The 26,680-nt window shown below is 61.0% G+C and carries 29 protein-coding genes; 20 read left to right on the top strand and 9 right to left on the bottom strand.

What is annotated here, in order from left to right; all coding sequences use genetic code 11:
* Nucleotides 1-87: 87 nt before the first annotated feature.
* The 6 genes from ACQY5P_RS07055 to ACQY5P_RS07030 all read right to left on the bottom strand — a co-directional run bounded on the left by ACQY5P_RS07055 (nucleotide 88) and on the right by ACQY5P_RS07030 (nucleotide 3,721).
* The gene (locus ACQY5P_RS07055) at nucleotides 88-498 is read right to left on the bottom strand and encodes a hypothetical protein (protein ID WP_428410031.1); all 411 of its coding nucleotides are present in this window, start codon (nucleotides 496-498) and stop codon (nucleotides 88-90) included.
* 26 nt (nucleotides 499-524) lie between these two features.
* Nucleotides 525-1,040, bottom strand: a complete 516-nt coding sequence (locus tag ACQY5P_RS07050) for a hypothetical protein (RefSeq protein ID WP_428410030.1) — start codon at nucleotides 1,038-1,040, stop codon at nucleotides 525-527.
* Between the two features lie 284 nt (nucleotides 1,041-1,324).
* A complete protein-coding gene (locus tag ACQY5P_RS07045; RefSeq protein ID WP_428410029.1) occupies nucleotides 1,325-1,747 on the bottom strand; it encodes a hypothetical protein in 423 nt (140 codons plus the stop codon).
* Between the two features lie 47 nt (nucleotides 1,748-1,794).
* A complete protein-coding gene (locus tag ACQY5P_RS07040; RefSeq protein WP_428410028.1) occupies nucleotides 1,795-2,280 on the bottom strand; it encodes a hypothetical protein in 486 nt (161 codons plus the stop codon).
* A gap of 264 nt (nucleotides 2,281-2,544) precedes the next feature.
* Nucleotides 2,545-3,057: a flavodoxin family protein gene (locus ACQY5P_RS07035; RefSeq protein ID WP_428410027.1), complete on the bottom strand. Its 513-nt coding sequence runs from the start codon at nucleotides 3,055-3,057 to the stop codon at nucleotides 2,545-2,547.
* 211 nt (nucleotides 3,058-3,268) lie between these two features.
* The gene (locus ACQY5P_RS07030) at nucleotides 3,269-3,721 is read right to left on the bottom strand and encodes a VOC family protein (RefSeq protein WP_428410026.1); all 453 of its coding nucleotides are present in this window, start codon (nucleotides 3,719-3,721) and stop codon (nucleotides 3,269-3,271) included.
* A gap of 252 nt (nucleotides 3,722-3,973) precedes the next feature.
* On the opposite strand from ACQY5P_RS07030, the gene ACQY5P_RS07025 reads away from it, so the two are divergent.
* Both ACQY5P_RS07025 and ACQY5P_RS07020 read left to right on the top strand, forming a co-directional pair.
* Nucleotides 3,974-5,668: a hypothetical protein gene (locus ACQY5P_RS07025; RefSeq protein WP_428410025.1), complete on the top strand. Its 1,695-nt coding sequence runs from the start codon at nucleotides 3,974-3,976 to the stop codon at nucleotides 5,666-5,668.
* A gap of 52 nt (nucleotides 5,669-5,720) precedes the next feature.
* Nucleotides 5,721-6,386 (top strand): helix-turn-helix transcriptional regulator, encoded by a 666-nt coding sequence (locus tag ACQY5P_RS07020; protein ID WP_428410024.1) that lies wholly within the window; start codon nucleotides 5,721-5,723, stop codon nucleotides 6,384-6,386.
* Nucleotides 6,387-7,035: 649 nt separating this feature from the next.
* Here ACQY5P_RS07020 and ACQY5P_RS07015 read toward each other — a convergent pair.
* Nucleotides 7,036-7,521 carry a DUF2165 family protein gene (locus ACQY5P_RS07015; protein WP_428410023.1) on the bottom strand — a complete coding sequence of 162 codons (486 nt, stop codon included), beginning with the start codon at nucleotides 7,519-7,521 and terminating at the stop codon, nucleotides 7,036-7,038.
* A 112-nt stretch (nucleotides 7,522-7,633) separates the two neighbouring features.
* Here ACQY5P_RS07015 and ACQY5P_RS07010 point away from each other — a divergent pair, with 112 nt between their 5' ends.
* On the top strand, nucleotides 7,634-8,083 hold the full coding sequence (locus ACQY5P_RS07010; protein ID WP_428410022.1) for a YcgN family cysteine cluster protein: 450 nt from the start codon (nucleotides 7,634-7,636) through the stop codon (nucleotides 8,081-8,083).
* 78 nt (nucleotides 8,084-8,161) lie between these two features.
* Here ACQY5P_RS07010 and ACQY5P_RS07005 read toward each other — a convergent pair whose 3' ends face one another.
* Nucleotides 8,162-8,662, bottom strand: coding sequence for a hypothetical protein (locus ACQY5P_RS07005; protein WP_428410021.1), 501 nt, complete (start codon nucleotides 8,660-8,662; stop codon nucleotides 8,162-8,164).
* Between ACQY5P_RS07005 and ACQY5P_RS07000 the strand changes: the two genes are divergently transcribed.
* From ACQY5P_RS07000 to ACQY5P_RS06920, 17 genes are all read left to right on the top strand, one after another.
* On the top strand, nucleotides 8,652-9,917 hold the full coding sequence (locus tag ACQY5P_RS07000) for a DNA-packaging protein (RefSeq protein ID WP_428410020.1): 1,266 nt from the start codon (nucleotides 8,652-8,654) through the stop codon (nucleotides 9,915-9,917). The genes ACQY5P_RS07005 and ACQY5P_RS07000 overlap by 11 nt on opposite strands.
* A gap of 172 nt (nucleotides 9,918-10,089) precedes the next feature.
* Nucleotides 10,090-11,262, top strand: coding sequence for a phage portal protein (locus ACQY5P_RS06995; protein WP_428410019.1), 1,173 nt, complete (start codon nucleotides 10,090-10,092; stop codon nucleotides 11,260-11,262).
* Nucleotides 11,255-11,524: a hypothetical protein gene (locus tag ACQY5P_RS06990; RefSeq protein WP_428410018.1), complete on the top strand. Its 270-nt coding sequence runs from the start codon at nucleotides 11,255-11,257 to the stop codon at nucleotides 11,522-11,524. Before ACQY5P_RS06995 ends, ACQY5P_RS06990 begins: the two co-directional genes overlap by 8 nt.
* A gap of 84 nt (nucleotides 11,525-11,608) precedes the next feature.
* Nucleotides 11,609-12,211, top strand: coding sequence for an HK97 family phage prohead protease (locus ACQY5P_RS06985; protein WP_428410017.1), 603 nt, complete (start codon nucleotides 11,609-11,611; stop codon nucleotides 12,209-12,211).
* 14 nt (nucleotides 12,212-12,225) lie between these two features.
* Nucleotides 12,226-13,458: a phage major capsid protein gene (locus tag ACQY5P_RS06980; RefSeq protein ID WP_428410016.1), complete on the top strand. Its 1,233-nt coding sequence runs from the start codon at nucleotides 12,226-12,228 to the stop codon at nucleotides 13,456-13,458.
* A 90-nt stretch (nucleotides 13,459-13,548) separates the two neighbouring features.
* Nucleotides 13,549-14,109, top strand: coding sequence for a head-tail connector protein (locus tag ACQY5P_RS06975; RefSeq protein ID WP_428410015.1), 561 nt, complete (start codon nucleotides 13,549-13,551; stop codon nucleotides 14,107-14,109).
* Nucleotides 14,106-14,423, top strand: coding sequence for a phage head closure protein (locus tag ACQY5P_RS06970; RefSeq protein WP_428410014.1), 318 nt, complete (start codon nucleotides 14,106-14,108; stop codon nucleotides 14,421-14,423). The genes ACQY5P_RS06975 and ACQY5P_RS06970 overlap by 4 nt, the downstream gene beginning before the upstream one ends.
* A 175-nt stretch (nucleotides 14,424-14,598) precedes the next feature.
* Entirely contained in the window at nucleotides 14,599-15,006 is a 408-nt protein-coding gene (locus tag ACQY5P_RS06965) for a DUF3168 domain-containing protein (protein WP_428410013.1), read from the top strand.
* A gap of 106 nt (nucleotides 15,007-15,112) precedes the next feature.
* The gene (locus ACQY5P_RS06960) at nucleotides 15,113-15,532 is read left to right on the top strand and encodes a phage major tail protein, TP901-1 family (protein WP_428410012.1); all 420 of its coding nucleotides are present in this window, start codon (nucleotides 15,113-15,115) and stop codon (nucleotides 15,530-15,532) included.
* Nucleotides 15,533-15,728: 196 nt separating this feature from the next.
* Nucleotides 15,729-16,067 carry a GTA-gp10 family protein gene (locus tag ACQY5P_RS06955; RefSeq protein WP_428410011.1) on the top strand — a complete coding sequence of 113 codons (339 nt, stop codon included), beginning with the start codon at nucleotides 15,729-15,731 and terminating at the stop codon, nucleotides 16,065-16,067.
* A 14-nt stretch (nucleotides 16,068-16,081) separates the two neighbouring features.
* Nucleotides 16,082-16,249, top strand: a complete 168-nt coding sequence (locus ACQY5P_RS06950) for a phage tail assembly chaperone (protein ID WP_428410010.1) — start codon at nucleotides 16,082-16,084, stop codon at nucleotides 16,247-16,249.
* Nucleotides 16,242-16,775, top strand: a complete 534-nt coding sequence (locus tag ACQY5P_RS06945) for a phage tail tape measure C-terminal domain-containing protein (RefSeq protein ID WP_428410009.1) — start codon at nucleotides 16,242-16,244, stop codon at nucleotides 16,773-16,775. Before ACQY5P_RS06950 ends, ACQY5P_RS06945 begins: the two co-directional genes overlap by 8 nt.
* Nucleotides 16,776-16,808: 33 nt before the next feature.
* On the top strand, nucleotides 16,809-17,441 hold the full coding sequence (locus tag ACQY5P_RS06940; protein WP_428410008.1) for a phage distal tail protein, Rcc01695 family: 633 nt from the start codon (nucleotides 16,809-16,811) through the stop codon (nucleotides 17,439-17,441).
* Nucleotides 17,441-18,319 (top strand): DUF2163 domain-containing protein, encoded by an 879-nt coding sequence (locus ACQY5P_RS06935; protein WP_428410007.1) that lies wholly within the window; start codon nucleotides 17,441-17,443, stop codon nucleotides 18,317-18,319. The genes ACQY5P_RS06940 and ACQY5P_RS06935 overlap by 1 nt, the downstream gene beginning before the upstream one ends.
* Nucleotides 18,316-19,143 (top strand): NlpC/P60 family protein, encoded by an 828-nt coding sequence (locus ACQY5P_RS06930; protein WP_428410006.1) that lies wholly within the window; start codon nucleotides 18,316-18,318, stop codon nucleotides 19,141-19,143. The genes ACQY5P_RS06935 and ACQY5P_RS06930 overlap by 4 nt, the downstream gene beginning before the upstream one ends.
* Nucleotides 19,144-19,217: 74 nt before the next feature.
* Nucleotides 19,218-23,093 carry a baseplate multidomain protein megatron gene (locus tag ACQY5P_RS06925; protein ID WP_428410005.1) on the top strand — a complete coding sequence of 1,292 codons (3,876 nt, stop codon included), beginning with the start codon at nucleotides 19,218-19,220 and terminating at the stop codon, nucleotides 23,091-23,093.
* A gap of 544 nt (nucleotides 23,094-23,637) precedes the next feature.
* Nucleotides 23,638-24,897, top strand: a complete 1,260-nt coding sequence (locus tag ACQY5P_RS06920; protein WP_428410004.1) for a hypothetical protein — start codon at nucleotides 23,638-23,640, stop codon at nucleotides 24,895-24,897.
* Here the strand turns inward: ACQY5P_RS06920 and ACQY5P_RS06915 are convergent, their stop codons facing one another.
* Nucleotides 24,898-26,664, bottom strand: coding sequence for a DUF885 domain-containing protein (locus ACQY5P_RS06915; protein ID WP_428410003.1), 1,767 nt, complete (start codon nucleotides 26,662-26,664; stop codon nucleotides 24,898-24,900). It lies immediately after the preceding gene.
* Nucleotides 26,665-26,680: the final 16 nt, after the last annotated feature.

The raw sequence follows: 26,680 nt of genomic DNA, 5'->3' as shown, positions 1-26,680 counted from the left end.
GGAGCGGCGCGGGCGAGTTTTCCGGACGCAAAACGGGCCGCATGACGTTCGCCATGCGGCCCGCGCAAACTCAGATCAAGGGCAGGGCTATTTGACCATCTTGTCGGTCAGATAGAAGGATTGGGTTGAGAAGCCGATTCGCGTGCACTCGCCGTCTTCATTCCAGGCGAAAGTGATGAAGCTGAAATCGGCCGTTGACGACATCGCGTCCAGAAGTTCCGGGTTATCCGTGAAGCAGGTGAACTGCTCTTCATCGGCGTCGCCGGCCTGACAGAAGCCTGTGGAGACGACGCCGGCGCCCGTGTCGAATTTGCGGATGCCGCAACCGATAAAGGTCACGTCGTCCTTTGCCTGTTGCGCCGACACCATGTCGCCGAGTGCGACGCGGTTGACGAGGTCCACATCGACCGGCGCCGGCTGTTTGAAACCGGCGATGGCGGCCGTCGACATGAATGCGACGGAGATCCCCGCCGCCAGGATTTTGTGTTTCAACTTCATTCTGTGCTCCCTCTGAAGTTCCGGTGTTAGAACTGGCCCCTGATTTCACCGCTGTTCATCGCCTTTGTCAGGCTGACCAACGCTGCGCGCCGGGCCTCTGGCGGCAGTTCTGCAATTTTGGCGTGAAGCTGGTCCATTTCGATTTCGGAGATGGCGCCGCGTTTTCTGTAACGGTCGAGATCCTGATCGATCGCGGATTGCGTCATCAGAACCTGCGTTTTGTCATAGGCTGCGGGCTGCTGCGCCGGGGCCTGCGCCGCGCGGCGGACGGTCATGGCGCCGCCGCTCTCCGCCGCGATCGCTTCGAACTCTTCGCGGATGATCATGCGAATGTCGTCGGCGGTGAACGCAGCGTCTGCGGCGGTCGCCGGTTCGGGCCACTCTATGGTTTCCGGACCGGGGGCTGCTTTTCTTTCTTGCGCGCTGAGGGTTTGTACCGTTTGCGCGATGTCATCGGTGCGCATGTCGAGTTTCAGCGCATGAAGGCCGAGCATTACCAATAGCAATGTTTGCACCGCCGAGAGGGGAATAAGCCATCTCATAGGCGTGGCGTCGCCTTTGCGCTTGCGCGAACGCTCTGCATCGCGGTGCAGGCGCATCGCGGTTCGGGCCGGTCAAAGATGTGCGGAAAAAGAGTAATAATGCACTGCAACACGACCTCCCCCGTCGCGTAACTTGTCCCGCATTTAGGGCCTTCACGGAGATGCTGTCAATCGCTCAAAAACGTGCAGCGCGCCGGACGAAAAACGCCGGACAAAAAACGCCGGACGGGGGGCGTTCCGTCCGGCGTATACGCTACTCAACGCAACTCTAACGCAACATTTTTTCAGAGATTGCTGCCGACATTAGGCGGAACGTAGAAAGACTGGTTGGAGAAGCCGATGCGGCGGCATTCCTGCGTTTTCTCGTCCCAGCTGAAGGAGATATAGCCATAGTCGGCGCTCGCCTCGATCGCGTCGAGAAGGTCTTCATTGTCGGTGTTGCAGAAGGCGCGTTCGCCGTCAGCGTCTTCCGCCTGGCAGAAGCCGAAAGCGATGGCCCCGCCCATGCCGTCGTCGAATTTCCGGACGCCGCAGCCGATGAACTCGTTCTTGTTGGGCGCATAGCGCGCGCTCAACATGTCGCCATGGGCGAAAGAAGTGGTGAGGTCCACATCGACGGGAAGCGGCTGAACCATGCCGGCGATGGCGGCGGTGGAAAAGAAAGCGGCCGCGAGGCCGGTCGTCAATATTTTGGTCTTCAGTCTCATTTTAGTCTCTCCCTTTGGTTAAAAGAGCCGATGCGTTAAATCGTGGTTTACATCAGGCCGTCGATCTCGCCGCGGGTCATCGCCCTGGCGAGTTCGGTCAGCGCCGCACGGCGTTCACTGCGCGGCAGCTTCGCGATTTTCTCTTGCAGCATTTCCATCTCGCCCGGATTGATCGCGCCGACGCCGCGATAATGATTGATGTCGGCGGCGACGGCGTTGGCTGCAGTTTTTATTTGTTCGGGCGTTAGCCTTGTCTGCGGCGCCTCCGTAGGCGCAGCGGCGGCGCGTGCAGGATGTTCCAGCGCGGCGAGTTCTTCTTTCAGGATGGCGCGCATTTCCGCTGCATCGACCGAGGGCGCGCGCGCATTATCCCAGGATAGCTGAGCAGGATCGGCGGCGCTTTGGATTTGCGGAGTCGGCGCATCGGCGCCCGTCGCCAATTCATTCATCTGCATGTCGATGGAGACAACTTTCAGACCGAGCGCCGCCAGCAACACTGTCTGTGCGGCGGAAAGCGATAAAAGCCATTTCATAGGATGCCCCTTGATGATGCCCGTCTTGATAGTTCTGAAGCTAGCCCGGTTGCAGGCCAGTCATGAGTGACGCAGATCACAGGGAAGGGATGGGAGGCGCCGAACGGTCCGGCATAAGCGCAAGGCGCAACTGTCGCTTGACGGCGAGCGGCCATCTTTCTCTCTCCCCCGGCGCAAAAGAAACGCGCCTCAACCGGGGACAAGGCTCGTCCCGGAATGAGGCGGTTTCAGGCCGGAAAAAAGGTATTTGCAGGCAGCGTTTTTTCAGGCGAGGGCGCAGATGTCTTCCGCGAAAAACCGCGCTGCGGCCCGGTCTTCACGGGTCAGCGCCGCCGATCCGCGGCGGTATAACAGCCCGCCCCATTCCATCTTGAAATAACCCGCTGTTTCCGAAAACGGCTCGGAAAAACTAAAGGGCGGCGCGTCGCGACTGCCCGTCGCCACGGCGTACATGGTTTTGCCCGCAAGCTGTTTGCCGATGGGTTTGTAGGGAAGATCGGTGAGATCGGTGAGGCGATCGAAGAAAATCTTCATCTGCGCGCTCATGGAATACCAGTAGACCGGACTGGCGAGGATGATCGTTCTCGCCTTCAGCATCCGGCGGGCGAGGGGGAGGAAGTCGTCATCCTTATGGGCGTGTGCGTATGAATAAGGCCCGATATTAAGCGCGCCGAGATCGAACCGCTCCGCATCAGGAAGATGCGACAGGACTTCGTCGAGGAGCCGCGCCGTCTCTCCGTCGGCGCGGCTCGATCCGAGAATGGCGACGGCGTTCACTTGCGCCGCTCCAGTATCCGGCGCAGAGCTTCGGCGAGATCGCCGCCGTCATGCATGTGTCTTGTCATTTGAATCACCTTTTTTAAAAGCTCCGCAGCGCCTTCATCCTGAGGGTAAAATTTCTTCGCCCTTCGAGACGGCCTATCGGCCTCCTCAGGAGGAAGAAATTTTACGTCTCGAAGGATTGAAGGCGCGCATGAAGAGCCGTCTCCTATTGATAGAGATTTTTTTCTGACGGGACGGCGCTGAAATATTCGACGAACTCAAACTCCAGCCCTTCTTCATTGACGTAGTAAAGGTTGCGCCGGTGCGGATGATTTTCGCCGAGATGGTGCGGTTCATAGCCGGCCTTCTTCAGGCGCTCGACGACCGCGCTGAGATCGGAAACTTCGAACCCGATATGGGCGAGGCCGGGCTCCGCGCTCTGGAGATCGCGATGGCGCCCGCGCGCCGCCGCCGGCAGTTTGAACTCATTGAGGGTGATGTAATTGTCGTCGTCTCCCACATGCGCCCAGCGGCGGGGAACGCCGGCCCAGTCGCCGCCGCCTTCGCCGCGGATATCCCAATGGGGGAAGGCGGCTTTCAGGAAGGCGACCGTCGGGTCGATGGCGGTCACCACCAGATTCACATGTTCGATGCGGGGTTTCTCCTGTTCTTTCGTCATTTTTCGTCTCCCTTATTTATGAAAGCATATGCTTTTATTATTCCGGCATTTTTGTGAAAGCAATAACTTTTGAAAATATGCCTCATGCAAAGTTTTGAAGACCGACATCGGAAAAACCGATGCCGGCGCCCGGAGCCCAGAGCCCAGCGCCTTGAGTCCAGAGCGGATTTTGATCTCGGGGCGGCGGCGGCTAGCATGGCTTGCGGGCCTGTGGCGCGAGAGCGCGCTGGCGAGCGAACAGGGGAGAGCGAGATGCAGATCGAAAGACGGTGCGGCGCGAATTGTCTCCGGCTGGCGCGGGTTTGGGCGCTGGCGTTCGTCATGGCGGCGGCGATGTTCGCCACGGCGCATGCGCAGCCGGCGACAAGCTGCGACGACGAAGGCTTGCGGCCGATCTCCGGCGATGTGCTTGATCCGTATTATGTGCGAAGCGGGGGCGTGGGCGGTCTCGGCTGCTGGGTTCACAAACATTCCAACGGCGTCGATCTCGTGGTGACGCCGCACAACTGGGGACGCGAACCGACGCCGGGCAAACGCATGCTGATCGAGGGCGCGCTAGAGACGATTACGCTGGCGCGCGCGAAGGTGACCGAAATCGGCGGCGCGCAAACCTGGCCGCTCCATGTCGTCCTCAATGACAGCGACACGCATCCGAATGCGAAATGGCCTGTCAATTCCCGTTGCTGGATTGTTGCGGGTTCCGACGCCCGCGACGCGCTGGGCTCATGGCGCGGCGAGTTTTCCAACACCTATAAACAGATGATCGCCCACGAAGTCGGCCATTGCTTCATCATGGAGAACATTCCCGGCTATTCAGCCGCCACCTACAGCGCGCGCAATGCGCGCTGGTGGGACGAAAGCGCGGCGACGTATTTTTCCGAACTTGTCTATCCCGTCATGAATCAGGAGCATGTATCCGCAAGGAGGTTCGATCTCGACGGGGCCCCGTTTGTTCAAGAATACAGCGCGTTCATCCTGTTCGATTACCTGATCGACAGTCCAAGCGAGCTGTGGCAGCTGCTGCGAAAGTTCCACAACACGACAAATCCGGGGGAGCTTCGCGCACTTTTCAGGGCCAATGGATGGGACAGACGTTTTCACGACTTTGTCGTCGATCATTATTCAAGCCGGGTGCGCGACATGGGCTGCGGCGCCGGCGGCGCCTGCACCTATCCGCGAGAGCCGAATGTGGAGCCGGCCTATTTGCAGGCGCTCGTGGAGGACGAACAATACATCACCCCGTGGAGCCTTCTGCCCGGTCTCTTGAATATCGCAGAGGTCGATATCCCGGCGGAATATGACCTTGTTCTGCCCAAGTCCGTCGAGACTGTGCGTCCCGGTTTTTACGGGTCGATTGTCGGCGGCGCGCCCGAAACGAAATACTGGGCCGATGGAACGACCGTGACCGGTTCGTGCGACGGCGACCGCACAGTGCTTCTGGCGCTGACGCATTTCGGCGACGCCGACGTGACGGATATGAAAATTCCGTTCGAGCTTGTTCGAAGAACCTGCGCGCCTTCATGTTCCGAGGACAGCGTGGACCGCTGTCTCATTGGTAAGTGGCGCCTCGATAACGCGTCGCTAAGCGCCATGGGCATGAGCCCGCCGACGGGAAGTCTTGTTTTTGAAGTAACCGAAAGCGGCGGTCTTGTCGCCGAATTCGATCTGCAATCAACGGAAAGCCGGGCCCGCGCCGTCGGCGCTGTTCGGGCCTGCGTCGCTCCCGGATCGGCGCTTGGCGCGGAGGCGGGCCTTGGCCCTAACGCCAGTTTCTTTTCATTCGATGGCGCTATTTCCGAGGTTCGCGCCGGAACGACCGAGCCGGAGTTAACGGGGCTGGCGCTCAGCCAGTATTTGCGCATGCAGTATTTATATAGCTGTACGTCGCCGTCGACATTGACTTTCTTCGGGGAGATCACCTTCTCGCGGGTAGGGCCAACCCCCTGAGGCGGCGGCCCTGCGTCTTGTTTTTTGAAAGACAAGGCTTTATTTAACCGCCATGCCCGCATCGTCAAAAACAGCTTCCGCCGCCCAGACGCCCGCGACCCGCGACGCCATCCTCAACATGCTGAAGCGCGAGGGCGAGCTTTGCGCGTCGCAAATCGGCCCGGCGCTGGGCGTGACGCCCATGGCCGCGCGGCTGCAGCTTTATGCGCTGGAAGCGGAGGGGCTGGTCGAGGCGCGCTCCGAAGCGAAGGGCCGGGGACGGCCGCTCAAAATCTGGTCGCTGACCGAAGCCTCGGCGCGCGTCTTCCCCGACGCGCATCAATCGCTCGCCGTTGAAATGATTCAGTCCGTCGAGGAATTGTTCGGCGCCGAAGGCTTGGCGAAGTTCGTGAAAAAGCACGGCGACATGCAGCGCAAGGCCTATGGCGAGAAACTGGCGAAAGCGAAAACCCTCGGCGAGCGCGTGAAGGGCCTCGCCAAAGCGCGCACCGACGAAGGCTATATGGCCGAGGCGAAAAAAGACGGGCGCGACTGGCTGTTGATCGAGAACCATTGCCCGATCTGTTCCGCGGCGAAAGCCTGCACCGGGCTTTGCGCCGGAGAGCTGAAGGTTTTTTCCGATGTGCTGGGCAAGGATGTGAAGGTAACCCGCGAGGAACACATCCTCGCTGGGGCGAGACGGTGCGCGTATCGAGTCAAAGCTAGTAGTACAGCCTGATATCGTCCAAATCTGTTTTCAATTCTGGGATTTTTTTGCGCCACAAATGAAAAGGTGACTTCTGCGGCGGCTTGAATGGAGGCGAAACCGTCGTCACAAACATGACGGGCTTCAAAACGCGTAGTGTTCTCCGTAATTATATCAACAAAAATGGTTATACCATCTGTGCAACCAAATTCGGGAAGGGCGTTTTCCGAAAGCGCGAGAATACCGCTGTTTCTTACCTCTAGTTCAATTTTTCTATAGTCGTCTTCGTTTAAGACAAGGCTGTATTTTTCAATAGGAATCGTAACCTTGGTGACGTCGCCAAGCTCTTTCCGATCCTGAGCGGCGCGGAATATGGATATATTCAGCTGATATTGAGCGCCATCAGGGGGCAGAATCTCACTTAGCCCAGGCCGGATATGATGAGTAAGTTCTATGCCTACGAGCGAATGAAATGCTGGCGCTGTGATTACAGTGATGCCCTCCACAAAACCAACTTTTTTCTTGGTGAGGTGTAAAAAGTCACGGATCTTTGCGTATTGGTCTGAGTAAATGGCCGCACGCCACGCATCATCGTTGAATGCCATGTTCTCGTTTGGTGTCGCGCATGATGCGACAGTCGCAAGTAATGTTAAAAGTGAAAGATAGCGAACAGACCTGAACATCATTCGTCCTTCATCGCCACAAACAGCAAAATGATCCCGCTGGGGACGAGATACATATGCGCGCCTTCGAAAGAGGAGACGCCGACCTGGCCCTGCCACATCTGGAAGAGCGCCGCGCCGATCACAGTGAATCCGCCGAACCAGACGATCAGAGCCATGCCGCAGCCGAGAATGGCGAACTTTTTCGACGCCTCGAACGCCGCCGCCGGTTTGCCCGCCGCGCCCAGCATGGCGAACGCGCCGATAAACGACAGGACGCCCACCAGCAGCTCGCCGCTCATGATGATGACAAGCGCCAGTTTGATGAGCGCCGGGTTCGTGACCGGCGGCAGGATCGGGTTCTGATAGGCCGGACTGTCGCGCTGTGACAGCACTTCGCCGACGGCGAGCAGCGCATAGTCGAAATTGATCGTATTGGCGATGAAGTACGACAGGCCCTGGAGCCCGACAAAGACAACAAGAATGATTTTGAGATAACGGATCATGGAAGCCCCCTTCAGTTCGCCGGAAAGCCTAATTCGATTATCCGCTGATGAACAGCCGAGTACCGGGCCTGCGCGATGGCCTTCGCAGGCGCAATAGGATAGAAGGCGGCGCATGGCGCGCGAAAAACCTTTCTGGAAGACCAAGAAGCTCTCCGAAATGACCGATGCGGAGTGGGAGTCTCTGTGTGACAGTTGCGGGCGCTGCTGCATCTATGTTCTGCACAATGAAGAGACGGACGAGGTGTTCGAGACCGACATCGCCTGCAAGCTCTTTGACGTGAAGCGCCGGCGCTGCACCGATTACGCGAACCGCATGAAGCAGGTGAAAGACTGCGTTCAACTGACGCCCGACAATGTCGGCGCGCTGAAATGGATGCCGCCCACCTGCGCCTATCGCCGGCTTGCGGAAGGCAAGGGATTGCCGACATGGCATCCCTTGCGCACCGGCGATAAAAATTCTGTGGTCACGGCGAAGATCGCGGTCTCGCCGGACCTCGTTTCCGAGAACGATCTTGAGATTACGGATGAGCTGCTGGAATCGCGCATCACCCGGTCGCGGTGACAGGTTTTAGGGGTTAGGTTTTAGGCGTTAAGCCGACACACCGAACCGTACATATTTCTAACCCCTAATACCTAAAACCTAGTCCCGAAACGCCCACCCCAATAACGCGAAAAACACCTCAAATCTGTTGAATTCTTCAATATTTCCCAGTGTTGGTGAATAGTTATCCACCACTTCCGGGGCGGCCTTATCCTCCGCTCCATGATGAAAAACCAAATCGACATATCCGAAGCGGGAGCATCCGGCGCGCAGAAAAATGCGGCCGATGACGATAGCTGGAACGCGCTTGCGGAGCGCATCCAGAAACTCGTCATGCGCCGGTCGCGTTCGATGCTGACCGAAAATGACGACGACATTTTCGATCGCGGCGCGAGGACCCTGCGCCTCCTGATGAGTTCGGCGCAGATCTCCGAGCGCATGAAAAAAGACGAAGCAAAGGAACGCGAAACCGATGACCGACGCGCCAGCGGACAAGGCCTCACGGAAGAAGATATCGAAGCCACATACCGGAAAATCTTCAACACCGTCGAGCGGATCGAGCGCGAAGACGCTGGCGGCGGAAGCGGAAATGCTGCGCAAGGTGATGGTGCTGATGCGCCGTCTGGAAGCCGAAGCGGCGGAGAAGCTTTGGCGGGAGAACGCTCATGAGCATCAGAAAGAACCCGATGGCGACTGGACCACATGGCTCCTCCTCGGCGGCCGCGGCGCCGGGAAAACCCGCGCCGGCGCCGAATGGGTGCGCCACATTGCAAATGACAACAAAGCCGGCGCCATCGCCCTCGTCGCGGAAACCTACGCCGATGCGAGGGAAGTCATGATCGAGGGTCCCTCCGGCATCCGCGCCGTATCGCCTTCGGGATCGGCGCCGGTTTACGAGGCCTCGCGCCGGCGCCTCGTCTGGCCCGACGGCGCCATCGCCTACGCCTTCTCCGCCGAGGATCCCGACGGCATTCGCGGCTATCAGTTCACGGCTGCCTGGTCCGATGAGTTTGCAAAATGGCGGTATGCGGAGGAAACCTGGTCGAACCTGCAGCTCGCGCTGCGCCTTGGCGAAAAGCCCCGCCAGATCGTCACCACAACACCGCGCCCGATGGCGCTGCTGAAGCGCCTTATCGCCTCAGCAACGACCAAAACCGTTCGCGCGTCGACCTACGACAACCGCGCGCATCTTTCCGAAGCCTTCTTCACCGAAATCGCCGCGCTTTACGAAGGAACGGCGCTGGGGCGCCAGGAACTCATGGGCGAGATCGTTGACGATGTCGCTGGCGCCTTGTGGACATGGAACATGATCGAGGCGGCGCGGATTTCCGCCGCGCCGTCCCTCGACAGAATTGTCGTCGCCGTCGATCCCCCTGCGACGGGCGGCGAAAACGCGGACGAATGCGGCATCGTCATCGCCGGCGTTGCTTATTGCGGCGATCAAAAAACTGCTTTCGTGCTCGCGGACTGGTCGGCGGCGGGGCTCTCCCCCCGGCAATGGGCGGAGAAAACCGCCGCCGCCTATCACGAATTTTCCGCCGACCGCATCGTCGTCGAAGTGAACCAGGGCGGCGACATGGCGAAAGCGGTGATCGCGCAGGTGGACGCATCGGCGCCGATACGAGGCGTTCACGCGATGCGCGGCAAGAAGCTTCGCGCCGAACCTGTCGCCGCGCTCTACGAACAGGGTCGCGTCCGCCATGTCGGCGCGTTTCCGAAACTCGAAGACCAGATGACGACCTTTACAGGTGAAGGGTCGAAGAGCCCGGACCGTCTCGACGCCCTCGTCTGGGCGATCACCGAACTGATGTTGTCCAAGCCCGCGCCGAAGCCGGGCGTGCGGAAGTTGAATTAACGAGGAGTTTGCCCGTGTTGAAGAAAACCCCCATCGCCTCGCCCGATTGGGCTCGGCACTTCCCCCGTAAACGGGGGAAGAGGGAGCTAAATCTCGAAACTCTTTTCTCTTCCCCCGCTTGCGGGGGAAATACCGCCCCGGACTTGATCCGGGGCGGGGATGGGGGCCTCTCATGTCTCTAATCCCGAACATCCTTCGCAAACCGCCAGAACAAAAAGCTTCCGCCGCGAAAGCGCTGATCGCGCTGCATCGCCTCGGGGCGCCGACCTGGACGCCGCGGGATTACGTCTCGCTCGCTCGCGCCGGTTACGAACGCAATGTCATCGCCTATCGCTGCGTGCGGCTTGTGGCGGAGGCGGCGGCCTCGGCGCCGTTGCGCGTCGCGGAGGCGGGCGCCGTGATGGCGGATCATCCGCTGATCGCGCTGCTGGCGAAACCGAACCCGGAACAGTCGGGCGCCGAACTTTTTGAAAGCTTCTACGGATTTTTGCAGACCGCCGGGAACGCCTATCTTGAAGGCGTCGCGCTCGACGGCGTTCCGCGTGAACTTTACGTCTTAAGACCCGACCGCATGAAGGCGCGTCCCGGCAAGTCCGGCTGGGCGGAGGCTTACGATTATTTCGTGGGCGGGCGTTCGGTGACATTCCGAAAACCCGATGACGGCTCGCTTTCGCCGATCCTCCATCTGAAACTCTTTCATCCGACCAACGATCATTACGGGCTTTCGCCTTTGGAAGCCGCGAGCGCATCGGTGGATCTGCACAACGCGGCGTCGGCCTGGAACAAGTCATTGCTCGACAATGCGGCGCGTCCCTCCGGCGCGCTCGTTTATAAAGGTCCCGAGGGCGCGGAGAATCTCACCGGCGATCAGTTCGACCGGCTGAAGTCGGAGCTCGAAGACGCCTATCAGGGCTCGGCGAACGCCGGCCGCCCGCTGGTGCTCGACGGCGGGCTCGAATGGCGGTCCATGTCGCTGTCGCCGGCCGACATGGATTTCATCGAGGCGAAACACGCCGCGGCGCGCGAGATTGCGCTGGCTTTCGGCGTGCCGCCCATGCTGCTCGGCATTCCCGGCGACAACACCTATTCCAATTACAAGGAAGCCAATCTCGCTTTCTGGAAACAAACGGTGTTGCCGCTGGTGAAGAAAACCGCGGCGGCGCTCACCAACTGGATGGCGCCGGTCTGGCCCGACGCAACAGTCGTCTGTCACACCAGCGAAATCGATGCGCTCTCCGCCGAACGCGATGCGCTGTGGGCGCGCGTCTCCCGCGCCGACTTTCTTTCCGAAGATGAAAAACGGTCGGCGCTGGGCCTGTGTGCAAAGGAGGGGAGCGATGCATAGCGTTTCCTTCCCGAAAGCGCCGCTGGAAAAACCTTATGAGCTGCGCGTCACTGTTGCGATTGGGGCGGCGGTGATCGTGCAGACGGGGCTCGGCCTCATCTGGGCCGGCGCCGCGTCGGAGCGTCTGGCGCAACTCGAACGTCGCGCCGACGACAACACGCAGATCATCGAAAGGACGGCGCGCCTCGAAGAACAGGTGCGCTTCGTCTCGGCGACGCTCATTCGCATTGAGGAAAAGATCGATGAAGGGAGGGGAGAGTGATGGTCAGACCTCAGTATTGTCCGCCCTTACCCTCTCCCGCCAGCGGGAGAGGGGGGAGGCTCCTTTACAGAAAAGGAGTCTCTCATGACCGCCCTCATCGCTGAGATCGAAGGCTACGCCTCCGTCTTCAACATCCCTGACTTGAACGGCGACATCGTTGCGCCGGGCGCCTTTGCGAAATCGCTGCAGAAGAATCGCAAACCCGCGCTGCTGTACCAGCACGCCGCCGAAGCGCCCATCGGACGCTGGCTCTCCTTGCGCGAAGATGCGCGGGGATTGTTCGTCAGGGGCGAGCTCCTTCTGTCGTCGCCGCGCGCACGCGAAGTGCATGCGCTGCTCGAAGGCGGCGCCATTGACGGGCTTTCCATCGGCTATCAGACCGCGCGGTCGGCGCGCGTCAAATCCGGCAGGCGCATTCTCGAAGCCAACCTCTGGGAAGTTTCGGTCGTCACCTTCCCCATGGCGAGTCTCGCGCGCGTCACGCGCATCGGTTCTGCGCGGCCCGAACAGACGCCGGAAGACTACGCACAACTGTTCAAAGACTCGGTTCGCATTCCGTCCTCCCCCACGCAGCATGGAATGCGAGCCAAAAGACGGGCGCCCGCTTCGCCGTCCCCCTCTCACGGGGCGGGCGCCCGTCATCTTGCCGACGCCGTGAAACGCACGGCGCAAAAGCTCACAGCATAGGAGTAAAGAGTATCATGAGTATCGAAACCAAAGCGGAAGCGCCCAACGCGGAAATCCGCGGCGCCATGCGCGACTTCCTCACCGCCTTCGAAGCGTTCAAGGACGCCAATGATGAACGCCTCTCGGCGCTTGAAGCGAAAAGCGCCGACGATGTGGTGCTCAACGAAAAGATCGACCGCATCAACGCCGCCGTGACGGAGCAGAAAGCCGCCGTTGACCGCCTGGCGCTGAAAACGCAAAGACCGCAGCTCGGTTCTGCGGCGCGAGTCGAAACCGATGAACGCAAGGCCGCTTTCATGCGCTATATGCGCGTCGGCGACGCGACCGCCGTCGCAACGCTTGAAGCGAAATCGATCAACACGGGAACCGGCGAGGAGGGCGGCTATCTCGCGCCGACCGAAGTCGAAGGCCTGATCACCGCCGCGGTGAAAGACATTTCGCCCATGCGCCAGATCGCGAGCGTTCGCGAAATCGGCGGCAATGTCTTCCGCAAGCCCGTCTCCAATGGCGACACCGCCGCGGGCTGGGTTGCGGAAACGACGGCGCGCGATAGTGCGACGACGGCGCCGACACTGACCGCGCTCGATTTCCCGGCGATGGAGCTTTACGCCATGCCGGCGGCCTCGCAGACGCTGCTCGACGACGCTATTGTCGACATCGAACAATGGCTCGCCGACGAGGTGCAGACGGAATTCGCGGTTCAGGAATCCGCCGCCTTCATCTCCGGCAACGGCACGACGGCGCCGAAAGGCATCCTCACCTATGACATCGCCGCCGACGCCTCGAAAGACGGGGACGAGCTCGGCTTTATCAATACCGGCGTCGACGGCGCGTTCCCGGCGTCGAACCCGTCGGACAAGCTCTTGGACCTCATCTATCTGCCGAAACAGGCCTATCGGGCGAACGGACGCTTCCTGATGAACCGGTCCGTCGTCGGCGCGCTCAGGAAGTTCAAGGACTCGGAAGGCAATTATCTCTGGCAGCCCAATAATGAGCCGGGCGAACCCGCGCGCCTCATGGGCTATCCGGTGACCGAAGCCGAAGACATGCCCGACATCGCCGAGGACAGCCATTCGATTGCGTTCGGCGATTTCCGCCGCGGCTATCTCATTGTTGACCGCATCGGCGTGCGCGTCTTGCGCGATCCCTATTCGGCGAAGCCTTACGTCTTGTTCTACACGACCAAGCGCGTGGGCGGCGGCGTTCAGGATTTCGACGCCATCAAGTTCCTGAAGTTCGGCGACTAGGGACGAGGGACTCGGGATTAGGGATTCGTTTTTCCGCGTTTTCCTAATCCCCAAAACCTAATCCCTAATCCCTGATAGCGGAGCTGTCACATGTCCCTCACACTTCTTTCCCCGCCGGCGGCGGAGCCGGTGACGCTCGCCGAACTGAAAGCGCATCTGCGCGTCACGCATTCGGATGAGGATACGGCTGTCACCGGCTTCCTCGTCGCTGCGGTGCGCGCGGTCGAGGCGCGGGGCGGCCTTGCGCTGATGCCGCAGCAATGGCGGCTGACGCTCGACGCGGTTCCGGAAGACACGGTGTTCCTGCCGCTATCGCCGGTCTCCGCCATTGATGACATTGCGGTGATCGATGGCGCGGGCGACCCGCAGGCGGTGCCGGCGTCTTTATACGATGCAGTCCTCGGCAAAACGCCGCGCATCCGTCCCGCGGGGCCCTGGCCGCTGCCGGCGCCTTCCGTTGGCGGTGTGCGGATCGATTTCACGGCGGGTTATGCGGATGCGGGCGCCGTTCCCGAAGAATTGAAACTCGCGGTGAAAATTCTCGCCGCGGCTTTCTATGAGAACCGCGAAGCGGCGGGCGAGGCGCGGATTTACACCGTGCCCCAGACCGTCGATGCGCTGATCGCGCCGTTCAAGGAAGTGCGCTTATGATCGGCGCCCTTCGTCACAAGATCGTCCTGCTCGACGCCTCGCGCGACAGCGACGAGGCGGGCGGCGCCAGCCTTTCCTGGGCGCCGGGCGCCGAAATCTGGGCGTCTGTCGAACGGCTCGCCTCGACCCGCGATTTCGCGGGCGACCGCGAGAACCGGCTGAAGCGCATCGCCGTGACGATCCGCTTCAGCGCCAATGTCTCGCTGGGTCAGCGACTTACGTTCGAAGGCGAGACGTATGAAACCGTCAGTATAGAGAGCGATGACGGGCGCGACAGACGCCTGACGCTCATTTGCGAGGAGGTGCTTTCATGAAAAAATCTTGCCGCCATTGCGCACATAGTCATCCCGGGCCTCATCCTGAGGAGCCCAAAACCTCCTCGTCCTTCGCGACGCGCGCATTTCATGCGCGCCCTCAGGATGAGGAGGTTTTGGGCGTCGCGAAGGATGCCGGGATGAGGATCAGCGCAACTGAAGAAGGGCCGGCGTCATGACCAACGCCCAGTGGGAATTGCAAAAGGCGGTCTATCAGGCGCTTGCCGCCGACGCCGCCATCAAGGCGGAAGTGGGCGAACCGGCGCGCATTTTCGACGATCCGCCCCCCGATGCGATCTTTCCCTATCTGACGCTCGGCGAAGCGCGCGCGACGGACTGGAAAGGCGTCGATGGCGGTCTCGAGCACGATTTACGCCTCTATGTCTTCTCCCGTTACGCCGGGCGGCGCGAAGTGAAGCGCATTCTCTCCGCGGTTTACGACGCGCTGCATGAGGCGGCGCTGACGCTTTCCGGCCACGACCTCGTCAACATCCGTTTCGTCTTCGCCGATGCTTTTCGCAGAACGGACGGCGAAACCTATCAGGGCGTCGCGCGCTTTCGCGCCGTGACGATGAGCCAGTGAGCAGTGGACCGTGATCAGTGATCAGCGAGAAGAAAAGGAAGCTGTTCGGATGAAAACCACAGAGCACAGACCACCGTCTACACGCCACACATAAGGAAACGACAACATGACAGCCCAACGCGGCAAGGACCTCCTCCTCAAACTCGGCGACGGCGACGTCTCCGAAACCTTCTCCGTCATCGGCGGCCTGCGCACCAAGACATTGTCCCTGAATGCGCAGACCGTGGACGTCACGCATTCGCAATCGGCCGGCGGCTGGCGCGAACTGCTCGCGGGCGCGGGCGTCAAGCAGGCGTCGATCTCCGGCGCCGGGGTGTTCCTCAACGATGCGGCGGCGGAGGAGGCGCGGGCCGTCTTCTTCGCGAGCGAAGCGCGCAACTGGCAAATCGTCGTGCCGGGTTTCGGAACCATCGAAGGCCCGTTCCTGATCGCCAATCTCGATTATGCGGGAGAGCATGACCGCGAAGCCTCCATGGCGCTCGCATTGGAGTCTGCTGGCGCGCTTGCGTTCATGGCGGAGGGATAAGTATGAGAGAGCAAGCAAAATGGCACGTTTCCTCTTCCCCCGCTTGCGGGGGAAGTACCCGCGAAGCGGGGGATGGGGGCAGTCCTCTCCATCCAACATGCGCTGGGCCGTTGTTGCGCTCGCCCCCTCCGTCCCTTCGGGACACCTCCCCCGTAAACGGGGGAGGAGAAGAGGCGCAGCTGAGCAGGGGCGTCGCATGACTCATCCCCGCGGCGACGTATCGATCAGCATCAATGGCGAAGAAAAGACCCTGCGTCTCACCCTCGGCGCGCTGGCCGACATTGAGGAGAAACTTGGGCAGGGCGATTTGTCGGCGCTGCAGGCGCGGCTGCAAAACCCGCGTGTCGCCGACATCATTCTCATTCTCCATGCGCTCCTCGCCGGCGGCGGCGCCGCGCTGACGCTCGAAGCCTTGAAGGCGAGCGATCTCGATCTTGGCGAAGCGACGCGCGCGATCGCAAAAGCTTTCGAAGCACTGGGAGGGGAGGAAACGCCGGGAAAGCCCCAAACCGATTTTGCGTCGGGGGAGGGCTAGAACCATGGCGCGCCATGTTCGTCTTCGCCGTTCTGCGGCTGGGGCTCTCGCCGGACGCGTTCTGGGCGCTGCCGGTGGCGGAATGGCGCGCGCTTTTGGAAGCGGCGGCCCCGCAGAACGAAACCATGACGCGCGACGCGCTCATGCAGCTCATCAACGCACACGGGAAACACAATGCCTGATCATGTAAATGTCACTGTCAACACGCTCGGCGTCGAAGAGGCGGCGGGCGAGATCGAAATCATCGCGCGCGACCGCATCGCGCCCGCGGCGGCGCTCATCGACGAAGCCTTCGCGACGGCGGCGAACTCGATCCAGTCCAATCTCGCCCGCGCAGCCGAGCGCGGCGAGCTTTCCATGAAGAAACTGACGCAGTCCCTGCTGAAAGATCTGCGCCGCTTCGCCATCGACAGTCTCGTGCGTCAGCCGGTGCAAAATCTCGTCTCCAATCTGCTGACCAATGCGTTTGGCGGCGGCCGCGCCGGCGGCGGGCCGGTGGCGCCGGGCGCGTCCTATCTTGTCGGCGAACGCGGCCCCGAACTTTTCACGCCGGGAAGCTCAGGGAACGTTCGGCCTTTAAGCGCCGGCGCCATGACCGTGAACATCTCGCTTCCGGGCGTCACCGACGTTCAGAGTTTTAAGCGGTCGGAGACGCAAGTGTCGGCTGCGCTGGCGCGGGCCGTCGGGCGCGGGCAGAGGAATTTATGATGAGCGGTGAATGAGAAAGTTGAGTAACAACCCATGTCCTTTCACGAAATTCTCTTCCCCGTCGACATCGCGCTGAACTCCGAAGGCGGACCGACGCGCAGGACCGTCATTGTCGCACTCGTTTCCGGCCATGAGGAACGCAACTCTCCCTGGGCCGGGTCGCGCCGCGCGTTCAACGCCGGCTACGGCGTCAAGTCTATCGCCGATATCGAAGAAATCATCGCGTTTTTCGAGGCGCGCCACGGGCGGCTTTACGGTTTCCGCTTTCGCGATCCGTTCGATTTCAAATCCTGCCGGATTGCGGAAAGCCCCGCGCCCGACGACCAGGTCATCGGAACCGGCGACGCAAGCGATACAGCGTTTCAGCTCGTGAAGCGCTACACATCGGGCGCGGCCTCCTATGCGCGGCCGGTGAAAAAACCGGTCGCCGGCTCGGTGCGGGTGGCCGTTGACGGCGCCGAACAAACGGACGGCGCAGACTTCACCGTCGATGAAACCACGGGCGTCGTGACATTCGCGTCGCCGCCGGGCGCGGGGCTCGCCGTCACCGCCGGTTTTCTGTTCGACACGCCGGTGCGCTTCGACTCAGACGAGCTGCGCATCAATCTCGCCGCGTTTCAGGCGGGCGACATTCCGTCGATCCCGCTCATTGAGGTGCTGGTCTGATGCGCGCCGTAGATTCAAACCTGCAGGCGCATCTCGACACAGGCGCGACGACGCTCGCGACCTGCTGGCGCATTACGCGGCGGGATGGGCTCGTGCTCGGCTTCACCGACCATGACCGCGCGCTGACTTTTGACGGCACGATGTTCCTGCCGGACACCGGCGCCGTCGGTTCGGCGCTGTCCTCCTCCGCCGATCTCGCCGCCGACAATACGGAGATCGAAGGCGCCTTGTCGACGTCGGCGCTTTCCGGCGACGATCTCGCGGCGGGGCGCTATGACAGCGCGGAAGTGGAGATCTTCCGCGTTAACTGGGCGGCGCCGGCGCAACGATTGCTCTTGAAGAAAGGCGTTATCGGCGAGGTGAAGCGGGAAGGCGAGGCGTTCCGCGCCGAATTGCGCGGGCTGTCGCACGCCCTCGAACAGCCCGTAGGCCGCGTCTATCAGCGGCTGTGCGACGTCAATGTCGGCTCGGCGAAATGTGGCGTCGACCTGGAGCAGGCGGCGTTCAAAACATCGGGCGCCGTCACCGCGTTGCGCGATGCGCAGAGTTTCGCCGCGAGCGGGTTTTCGTCTTTCGAAGACGGCTGGTTCGCCCATGGGCTGTTGACTTGGACCAGCGGCGCCAATGCCGGATTGAAAGCCCATGTGAAAACACAGACGCAATCGGGCGTAATCTCGCTCTGGCTGCCCGCCGGCGCGGCGATCGACATCGGCGACGCCTTCACCGTCACGGCCGGATGCGACAAGCGCTTCGATACCTGCCGCTCGAAGTTCTCCAACGCGTCTAACTTCCGCGGCTTTCCGTTCATGCCGGGCAACGACTTCGCCGTCTCCTATCCGCTGAAAGGCGAGAAGAACACGGGAGGGAAATTGAAGTGAGCGAAGAAAAGAGTCCGGAAGGCAGACGTTTAGTGCTTCAAGCCCCGAACGACATCGACAAGCCAAAAGTGGGTAAAGAGTATGAGTGCGACAACGAAGATAGCCGTGTAGATAGCAACGACGACGGGCTTCCATTTCAGATGCGGGGCAACCCCGACAGTCGCCATAAACATGGTGGATACGGCCATGACTCGAGTGGCGATGTAGTCGAAGTCCCCCGCGACGCTCTCGACAGTCTCAATAGCGATGACGACGGCGACAACACACGCAGTCAGCCAGAGCATGACAATCAGGAAAGCGTCGCGAAGTCTGAACGGCATGATCAAACCGCCTTTTGCGCATCTCGAAACTGTTTACTGCCTATAAGCGTCTCTATCAACCGCCCCGACATCCTCGCCGCAACCGAAAGCTGGCTCGGCACGCCCTATGTGCATCAGGCGAGCGCGAAGGGTGCGGGCTGCGATTGCCTCGGGCTCATTCGCGGCGTGTGGCGCGATCTTTACGGGTCGGAGCCCGAACTGCCGCCGCCTTACACGCCCGACTGGAATGAGAGAAAGAAAGACGAGCCGCTGCTTTCCGCGGCGCGGCGCAACTTAATCGAAAAGCAGACGGGCGAGATCGAACCGGGCGACGTCATCGTCTTTCGCGTCGTTGCGGACGGCCCCGCCAAACATTGCGGCATCGCGACATCGTCCAATGCCTTCATTCACGCCTATGCCGGCCGCGCCGTGGTCACAAGCTGGATGAACCGCTGGTGGCGGAGCCGCATCGCCGGCGTCTTTTCTTTTCCGGGAGTGAATCAGGGACTTGGGATTAGGGACTAGGGAAAAGGTATTTGCCGTCTGTTCCAAATCCCCAGTCCCGAACCTCTATTCCCAAAACAAGGGAGTGTTCTTAAATGGCTCAATTGCTTTTGACCGCCGCGCAAGGGGCAGCGGGCGCCGCCGCAAAAGGCGGGATCGGCGCCTTTCTCGCGCGCACCGTCGCGACGACTGCTGCGTCCTACGCCGCGGGTTACGCCGACCGCCTCATCTTCGGGCCGCGCAAAAGAAAAGTCGAAGGCCCGCGTCTCGACGGTTTCCAGGTCCAGGCGTCGCAGGAGGGCGCGAGCATCCTGCGCGTTTATGGCCGCGCGCGCGTCGCCGGGCAATTGATCTGGGCCGCGAATTTCAAGGAGACATCTTCCGAGACGACGGAAAGCTCCGGCGGCAAGGGCGGGCGCCCGGCGGCGCAAACAACCTATACGGAATATCTTTACTCCATCTCTTTCGCCGTGGGTCTTTGCGAGGGCGTCATCGACCGCGTGGGGCGAGTCTGGGCCGACGGCAAGCTGTTCGACATTTCCAAACATAACGTGCGTCTCTATCGCGGGACGGAAACGCAAAACCCCGACGCGCTGATCCTCGCAACGCAAGGGGCCCCAGAATCAGGTTTTGGGGCGCCCGGGTTTCGCGGCCTCGCCTATATGGTCTTCGAGGATCTGCCGCTGAAAGATTTCGGCAACCGCATCCCGCAGCTTTCCTTCGAGATCGAAAAAAGCCTGAAAACGACGGATGAGAATGCGCTGGAAAACGCGTTGACCGCCGTGTCGCTCATTCCCGGTTCGGGGGAGTTCGTTTACGGAACCACCGGCGTCAACCGCATCATCTCCGAAGGCGTGACGGCGAGCGAAAACATTCACAATGCGCAAGGGGTGACCGATTTCCGCGCATCCATCGACGCGCTGATCGACGCGGCGCCCAATCTCGAACATGTCTCGCTGGTGTCGGCGTGGTTCGGAAACTCCCGCGATGTTGCAAGTTGCACGATCCGGCCCGGCGTCGAGAACACGGACAAGGAAACCGCGCCTTACGACTGGAAAGCCGGCGGCGTAACGCGTTCGGCTGCGCATCTCATCTCCACCCATGACGGCGGGGCCGCTTATGGCGGAACCCCCGCCGACCGGAACATCGTCGAAACCATTCAATCGCTCAACGCCAAAGGCCTCAAGGTGATGTTCCATCCGTTCATCCTGATGGATGCGAGCGCCTATCCCTGGCGCGGGCGTATCGATGCAGAGAGCGCGGACAAGACGGCGGGCGCGACCGGCGCCATCGCGGCTTTCTTCGGAACGGCGAGCGCGGCGGATTTTTCCATCGCCAATGGCGAGGTGGTTTATTCAGGCCCCGCCGAATGGTCGTTCCGGCGGTTCATTCTGCATTACGCGAAGCTCTGCGCCCTCGCGGGCGGGGTCGATGCGTTTCTGTTGGGTTCGGAATTGCGCGGGATCACCACGACGCGCGATGACGCGGACAATTATCCCGCCGTGTCGCAGATGATTTCGCTGGCGGCGGAGGTGCGCGCAATCCTCGGCCCCTCGGCGAAACTCTCCTACGCCGCCGACTGGTCGGAATATTTCGGCCATCAGCCTTCGGACGGCTCCGGCGATGTTTTCTTTCATCTGGATGCGCTCTGGGCTGACGCCAACATCGATTTTGTCGGGGTCGACAATTACATGCCGCTTGCCGACTGGCGCGACGGCTACGCGCACACAGACGCGCTCGCCGGCGCCAAGAGTCAGTACGATCTCGGCTATCTGCAATCGAACATTCGTGGCGGCGAGGGCTATGACTGGTATTACGCGTCCGACGCCGACCGCGCCACGCAGACGCGAACAGCGATTACAGACGGCGCCTATGGCGAGCCCTGGGTCTATCGCTACAAGGATTTCTGGAGCTGGTGGGCGAACGCCCATTACAATCGCCCCGGCGGCGTGAAAGCGGGCTCGCCCACGCCATGGGTTCCCGAGTCGAAGCCCATATGGTTCACCGAGACGGGGGCGCCGGCGGTCGACAAGGGCGCGAACGAGCCGAATGTTTTCGTCGATCCCAAAAGCTCCGAAAGCGACGTTCCGCATTTCTCCTCCGGTTATCGCGACGACATGGCGCAAAGGCGGTTTCTGGAGGCGCAGGCCGCCTTCTGGGTGCAGGCCGCGAATAATCCGGTATCCTCCGTTTGCGGAGGAAGAATGGTTGATACCGAGCGGCGCTATCTTTGGGCATGGGACGCGCGGCCCTTTCCTGATTTTCCCGCGCGGTCCGACATCTGGGGCGACACCGCGAACTGGGAGAAGGGGCATTGGCTCAATGGCCGCCTCGGCCGCGCGCCGCTCGACCTTCTGGTGACGGCGCTGGCGAAGGAAGCGGGTTTCACGAGCGTCGAGGCGTCCAGCCTCGACGGCGTCGTAACCGGCTATGTGGTCGACCGGCCCCTGTCGGCGCGGGAGATGATCGATCCGCTCGCCGATGTCTATCAGTTCGACATTGTGGAATCGGGCGACGTCTTGCGCTTCCAGCCGCGCACCGCCGCGCCGGTGATGATTCTCGATGCGACGGCGCTTGCCGAACGAAGGGACGGCGCGTTTACCTTGTCCCTTGCGCAGGAGACGGATTTGCCCGCCGCCTTCCGGCTCGGCTTTTTCGACGAGCAGGAAAATTTCGCCGCCGCGGTCGCCGAAGCGCGCGACCCCGGCGCAAGGCCCCATCGCGAGGCGGGCGCCGACATCGCCGCTGTGATCCCCGCATCGGAGGCGGCGGCGCGGGCGCGCTCCATCCTCGCCGACGCCTGGGTGATGCGCGACGGGCTGTCTTTTTCCCTGCCGCCGTCGGCGGCGGCGCTGGAGCCGGGCGATGCGATTATCCTGAATGATCTGGGGGCGGAGCGTCTTTACCGCGTCATCGAAATTGAGGACGGGTTCGCGCGCGAGGTCTCCCTCGTCCGCGTCGCGCCGGCGGTCTACGACTCGCCGGTCTCGACAGCCGTGTACGCGGCCTCTGGCGACATTATCGTTTACGCCGCGCCTTTGTGGGAGTTGATGGATTTGCCGCTCTTCCGCAGCGGCGATGACGCGGCGGCGCCTCACTTCGCCGCCTTTTCCGATCCCTGGCCCGGCGGCGCCGCGCTGTACCGGAGCGCGGGCGATGGCGCGCCAGCGCTGGTCGGGCTCGCCTCCTCGCGCGCCGTGATGGGACGTCTCAAAACCGCGCTGCCGCCGGCCGGGTCGGGACGGCGCGTCTGGCGCAGCATTGAGGTGAGACTGCATTTCGGAAGCCTGTCGTCGAAAACCGAAGAGGACGTTTTCGCCGGCGCCAACGCCTTTGCGGTGAAGGCCGACAACGGCGGTTGGGAAATCTGTCAGTTTGAAAATGCGGAGCTTCTCGAAAACGGCGATTGGCGGCTCTCAGGGCTTCTGCGCGGACAGGCGGGAACCGAGGCGGAAGCGCTGGCGGGCGCGAGCGTCAATGCGCGCTTCGTGTTGCTGAACAGCGCGGTGACGCAGATCGAGTTTTCCGTGAATGCGCGCGGGCTCAGTTATGACTGGCAGGCGGGCCCGGAAAACGACCTTCCCGACACGGAGACGTTCACAACGCAAAATCTCGCCATGAATGCGCGCGGGCTCATTCCCCTGTCGCCGGTGCATCTGCGCGCCGCATGGGAAGGAAGCGACATTCGTTTGAGCTGGGTCCGCCGCACGCGCGAAGGCGGCGATTCATGGCAGGGCGAAGTCCCGTTGAGCGAATATGACGAGCGGTACCGCGTCACCATTTACGATGGCGAAACCCCGGTGCGCACTGTCGAGACTGTAACAAGCGAATACCCTTACGCCGCTGCGGACATCCTCGCCGATTTCGGATCGAGCGACCCCGGCGAGAGCCTCGCCTTCGCCGTCGCGCAGATTTCCGATGCAGTGGGGGAGGGGGTGGAGAAAAAAGGCAATGTTCGGATTGGGTCCTAAATCGGCAAGCTTCCCATCGACGAATATTCCTCTTAGTCTTCCGCAGTCAGGGGATCGGGGCATGTACCTCTTACTGAGGCTATTCAACGGCCTTTACGGCTTGGGGTTGGTTTTTTGCGGCTTGTTATTGCCGCGCCTGTCCTTCATTTCGCTTGAACAGGCGTCGAACACCGACAGCTACCATCTTGTGCAGTTCCATTTTGTGCTGACGGGCGTCGTTTCTCTCCTTGTCGCCCGATCAAAGGCGAACAGCGTATGGGGCGCTTCTTTCGTCACCTTGTTGACTATCGTCAATTTCTGGCTCGCAGGCGCCGCAGCTTTGTCAGGCAGGGAGGAGCTGTTGTGGGCGCTGAGCTTTGGCGTCGGTTCGCTCGCACAAATCGCACAAGGATTATTGCAAGACAAAAACAAACCCGAAGAGCAGGAAGAAGAGATTGCGCCATATGAAGAGAACGACTCCGATTTCCTTGTAGGCGAAGATTACGGAAAAATTGAGGCGCCGTCTGGCGACGGAATCACAGGCGTCATTTTGCTGCTCGGGCTCTTGGCGCCGCTTGGCGTCATTGTCACGGGTCTGATGTACTTATATTTGGGCTTGCTTGAGAGCGTCATTGTTGAAGGCGCGGAGGTTGATCTCGGGCAGGCCGGAAACGCAATCAGGTCTATCGCCGAATCGGCGGCGCCTTATGCCTTCATTTACGTCGCTATATATGGCGCATTTTTCGCCATCCAGTTCGGCTTTCAGGCGATTGCGGCTCAAAATGACGCGAAACATGAAGCGGATGCGAACCGGCCGCTCAGCCACGCAGAGCAGAGGTATATTCATACTGCAATGGATGCTCTGACCGATTATCTGGAAAATAAGTCCCACGGGTGGGCGCCGCGCTTCACCTACATTTTTTTTCTTGGGGTTTTGTTCGCGAGCTTTATGGGTTTTCCGTGGGCGGCGATCTTGGCCGAAGATTTTTATGTTGAGAACGTTTTTGTTTATGAACTCGACGACCTCGACGTAATCGTCTGGAATGGTCCAGCCTATATTGGCGGCGCGATTTCTTTCTTCTTGTTTGGGATAGCCGCCGCCTGGTCATTGGCGCAGTATGCAGGCGCCCGTATCACGGGCTTCGGCGAATATCTGCACGTCAAAACCGGGTGGAACAGCCTGAGTTCCAGCGGACGTCAACTTTCCGAGTACGCACTTATCGTTGCGCGTTTTGTCAGATTGCGCCGACTGCATATCCATGAGGAATTTTCACCTTTAGAATTCCTTCGCGCGGCATTTCTCGAGAGGCAAGGATATGTGTACAAGACCACTCTTTTTCTTGGCGTAATCGCCGCGGTCATGCTGGTCCTCGATGTTCGCTGGTTTCAGGTCGTCCATATCGACGGCATCCTGCGTTCCCCTTACTATACGCTGGAGACAAAACACGCCGACATCGCCGATATCGACCGGATCGAACTTCGTTGCTTTCTTTACGGGGATGAGGACGATGAGAACCGCAATCTGGCGCTGAAATATCTTCTGGAGCGCCGCGGCGAGTTTTCAATTGAAATTTCGCTGGAGGGCTACGGGTCGCCGTTGTGGGCGCCTGAAGATGTGGATGCGGAACTCGGCCGTATCGAAAAGCTGGATGCCCAAATCCGCGCGTCCGGTGTGGAGGCGGTGAAGGCCGACAAGGCCGGAATGTTTTGGCCCGGGCGGGCGGGCTATGCCGATGATTGCGCAGAGCTCGTGTCGGAGCGCTACGACGCGGCGTTAGCGGCGCGGTTTCTCTCGCTGCTAACGCCGACGCAAACCGGCCCGTAATCAGGAGCGTTCCACTTCCTCAATCCACGCCTCCACATGGCTTCGCATGGCGCCAAGGGGAACGGCGCCGTTTTCGAGGATGCGGTTGTGGAATTCGCGGGTGTCGAATTTGTCGCCGAGGCGGGTTTCGGCTTCTTCGCGCAGCGCGAAGATTTCAAGTCCGCCCGTGTCATAGGCTGTCAGTTGCCCCGGAATGACGGCGATGCGGTCGAGGAGCGCTTCGGCGCTTTTCTCGTCGAAGCGGCCGCTTTCGATGGCGAAGTCTTTCACCTGTTGTTCCGTCCATCCGTAGACATGCAAACCCGGGTCCATCACCATGCCGCGCGCGGGCCAGGCGCGGCGCGAGATTTCGCCATAGCGCGTGTCGTAAATGCCAGCCTCTTCGGAGAGCGCTTCGGAATACCGCGCCCAGCCTTCGACGTAAGATGTCGAGCTCAACAGTTGCACGATGGGGTGCAATCCCTCGACGGCGTAGGCGGTGGCGATCTGAAGATGGTGGCCGGGCCAGCCTTCATGCACGGCGACGATCTGCGCTTCGCCTTTGGTTTGCGTCGCCCATTCGTCGGTGTTGATGCGATAGGTGGCGGGGCCCTGCGACGGGGGCGTTGTTTCATAGCGCGAGGATTGCCCGGTGCCTTTGAGGTAATCGGCGTAGGGTTCTACGATCATTTCCTGCTCGGGCAGTTTCGAAAAGAACGGCGCCGACTTCTCTTTCGTCACAGGAACGAGGGCGCGGGTGTAGTCGATGACGTCCTGTTCGCTCTGAAACCGGTTGCCCGGCGCGGTCTTCGTGCGCTCGAGAATGTCGGCGAAGTCCTCCACGCCGAAGAGTTCGCGCCCGCGCTCTATCACAGCCTGGGTGTTCGCGGCGACGGTTTCCTGTCCGCGCTCATAGGTTTTCTTCGCGCCAATGGGCGCGCCGTGAAACACCCGCAGCAGCGCCTCGTAGCATTCGGCGCCGTCGGGGTTGGCGGTGATCGCCAGAGAGTCGCGCGCGGCGGGTATGTATGTGTCGTTCAGAAACGCGCGGTAATCGGCGATCGCCGGATTGATCTTATCTGCGGTAAGCGCCGTCGCGGCGGCCTTGAAATCGTCATCGCCGTTCGCGGCGAAGGCGATGAAGGGCGAGTTTTCCGCCGGCGTTTCAAGCAGCGAGTCGAGCTGCGCCAGAACGCGGTTCGCGACGCGCTTCGGCACGGTGTAGCCTTCGGCGAGACCGCGTTCGAGATTGGCCTTGTCCTGCGCGATATAGGCGGGAAGCTTTTCCCAGCGGGCGAGCGCGTCTTCGCGCTCTTCTTCGGTTTCCATCGCTTGCATGGAGGCGATGATCGGCAGCGAGTTCTGCCAGCCGAACATGTGATTGAGGCTCTGCCAGGACTGATGGCAGACGCGGGCGCCGCGGCTCGACGCGATATATTCCTTCACCGTTTCATAGGTGACCCAGTCGGCGCGCTCGAGCGCCGTCGGATCGATCCGGTCGAGGCGCGCGGCGAGGGCGTCTTCCTTTGTCTCGAAAGCGGCATAGGCGTCGGGCGAAATATCGTCGAAGGCGTCATTCGGGATCGCCACATCGGCGCCGAGACCGGAATAGAGAATGACGAAGGGCGCAACCTCCACGATCGCCGCCATATACTCGTCGGCGACGGTGTTCACTTCGGCGCCGGCGTCGGCGGGCTCAGCCGCTTGTTTCGGCTGGCATCCCGGCAGGAAGGCGAGCGGGGCGAGCAAGGCGGCGAAGTGTTTGTTCATCAAGGATGCTCCGGTCATTATGGGTTCTCCGTCT

Origin of the sequence: Hyphococcus sp. (genome assembly GCF_965267305.1) — a bacterium.
Classification (GTDB): Bacteria; Pseudomonadota; Alphaproteobacteria; order Caulobacterales; family Parvularculaceae; genus Hyphococcus.
Note: the sequence above shows the minus strand (reverse complement) of the source record. Positions and strands in the feature narration are given on the sequence as shown.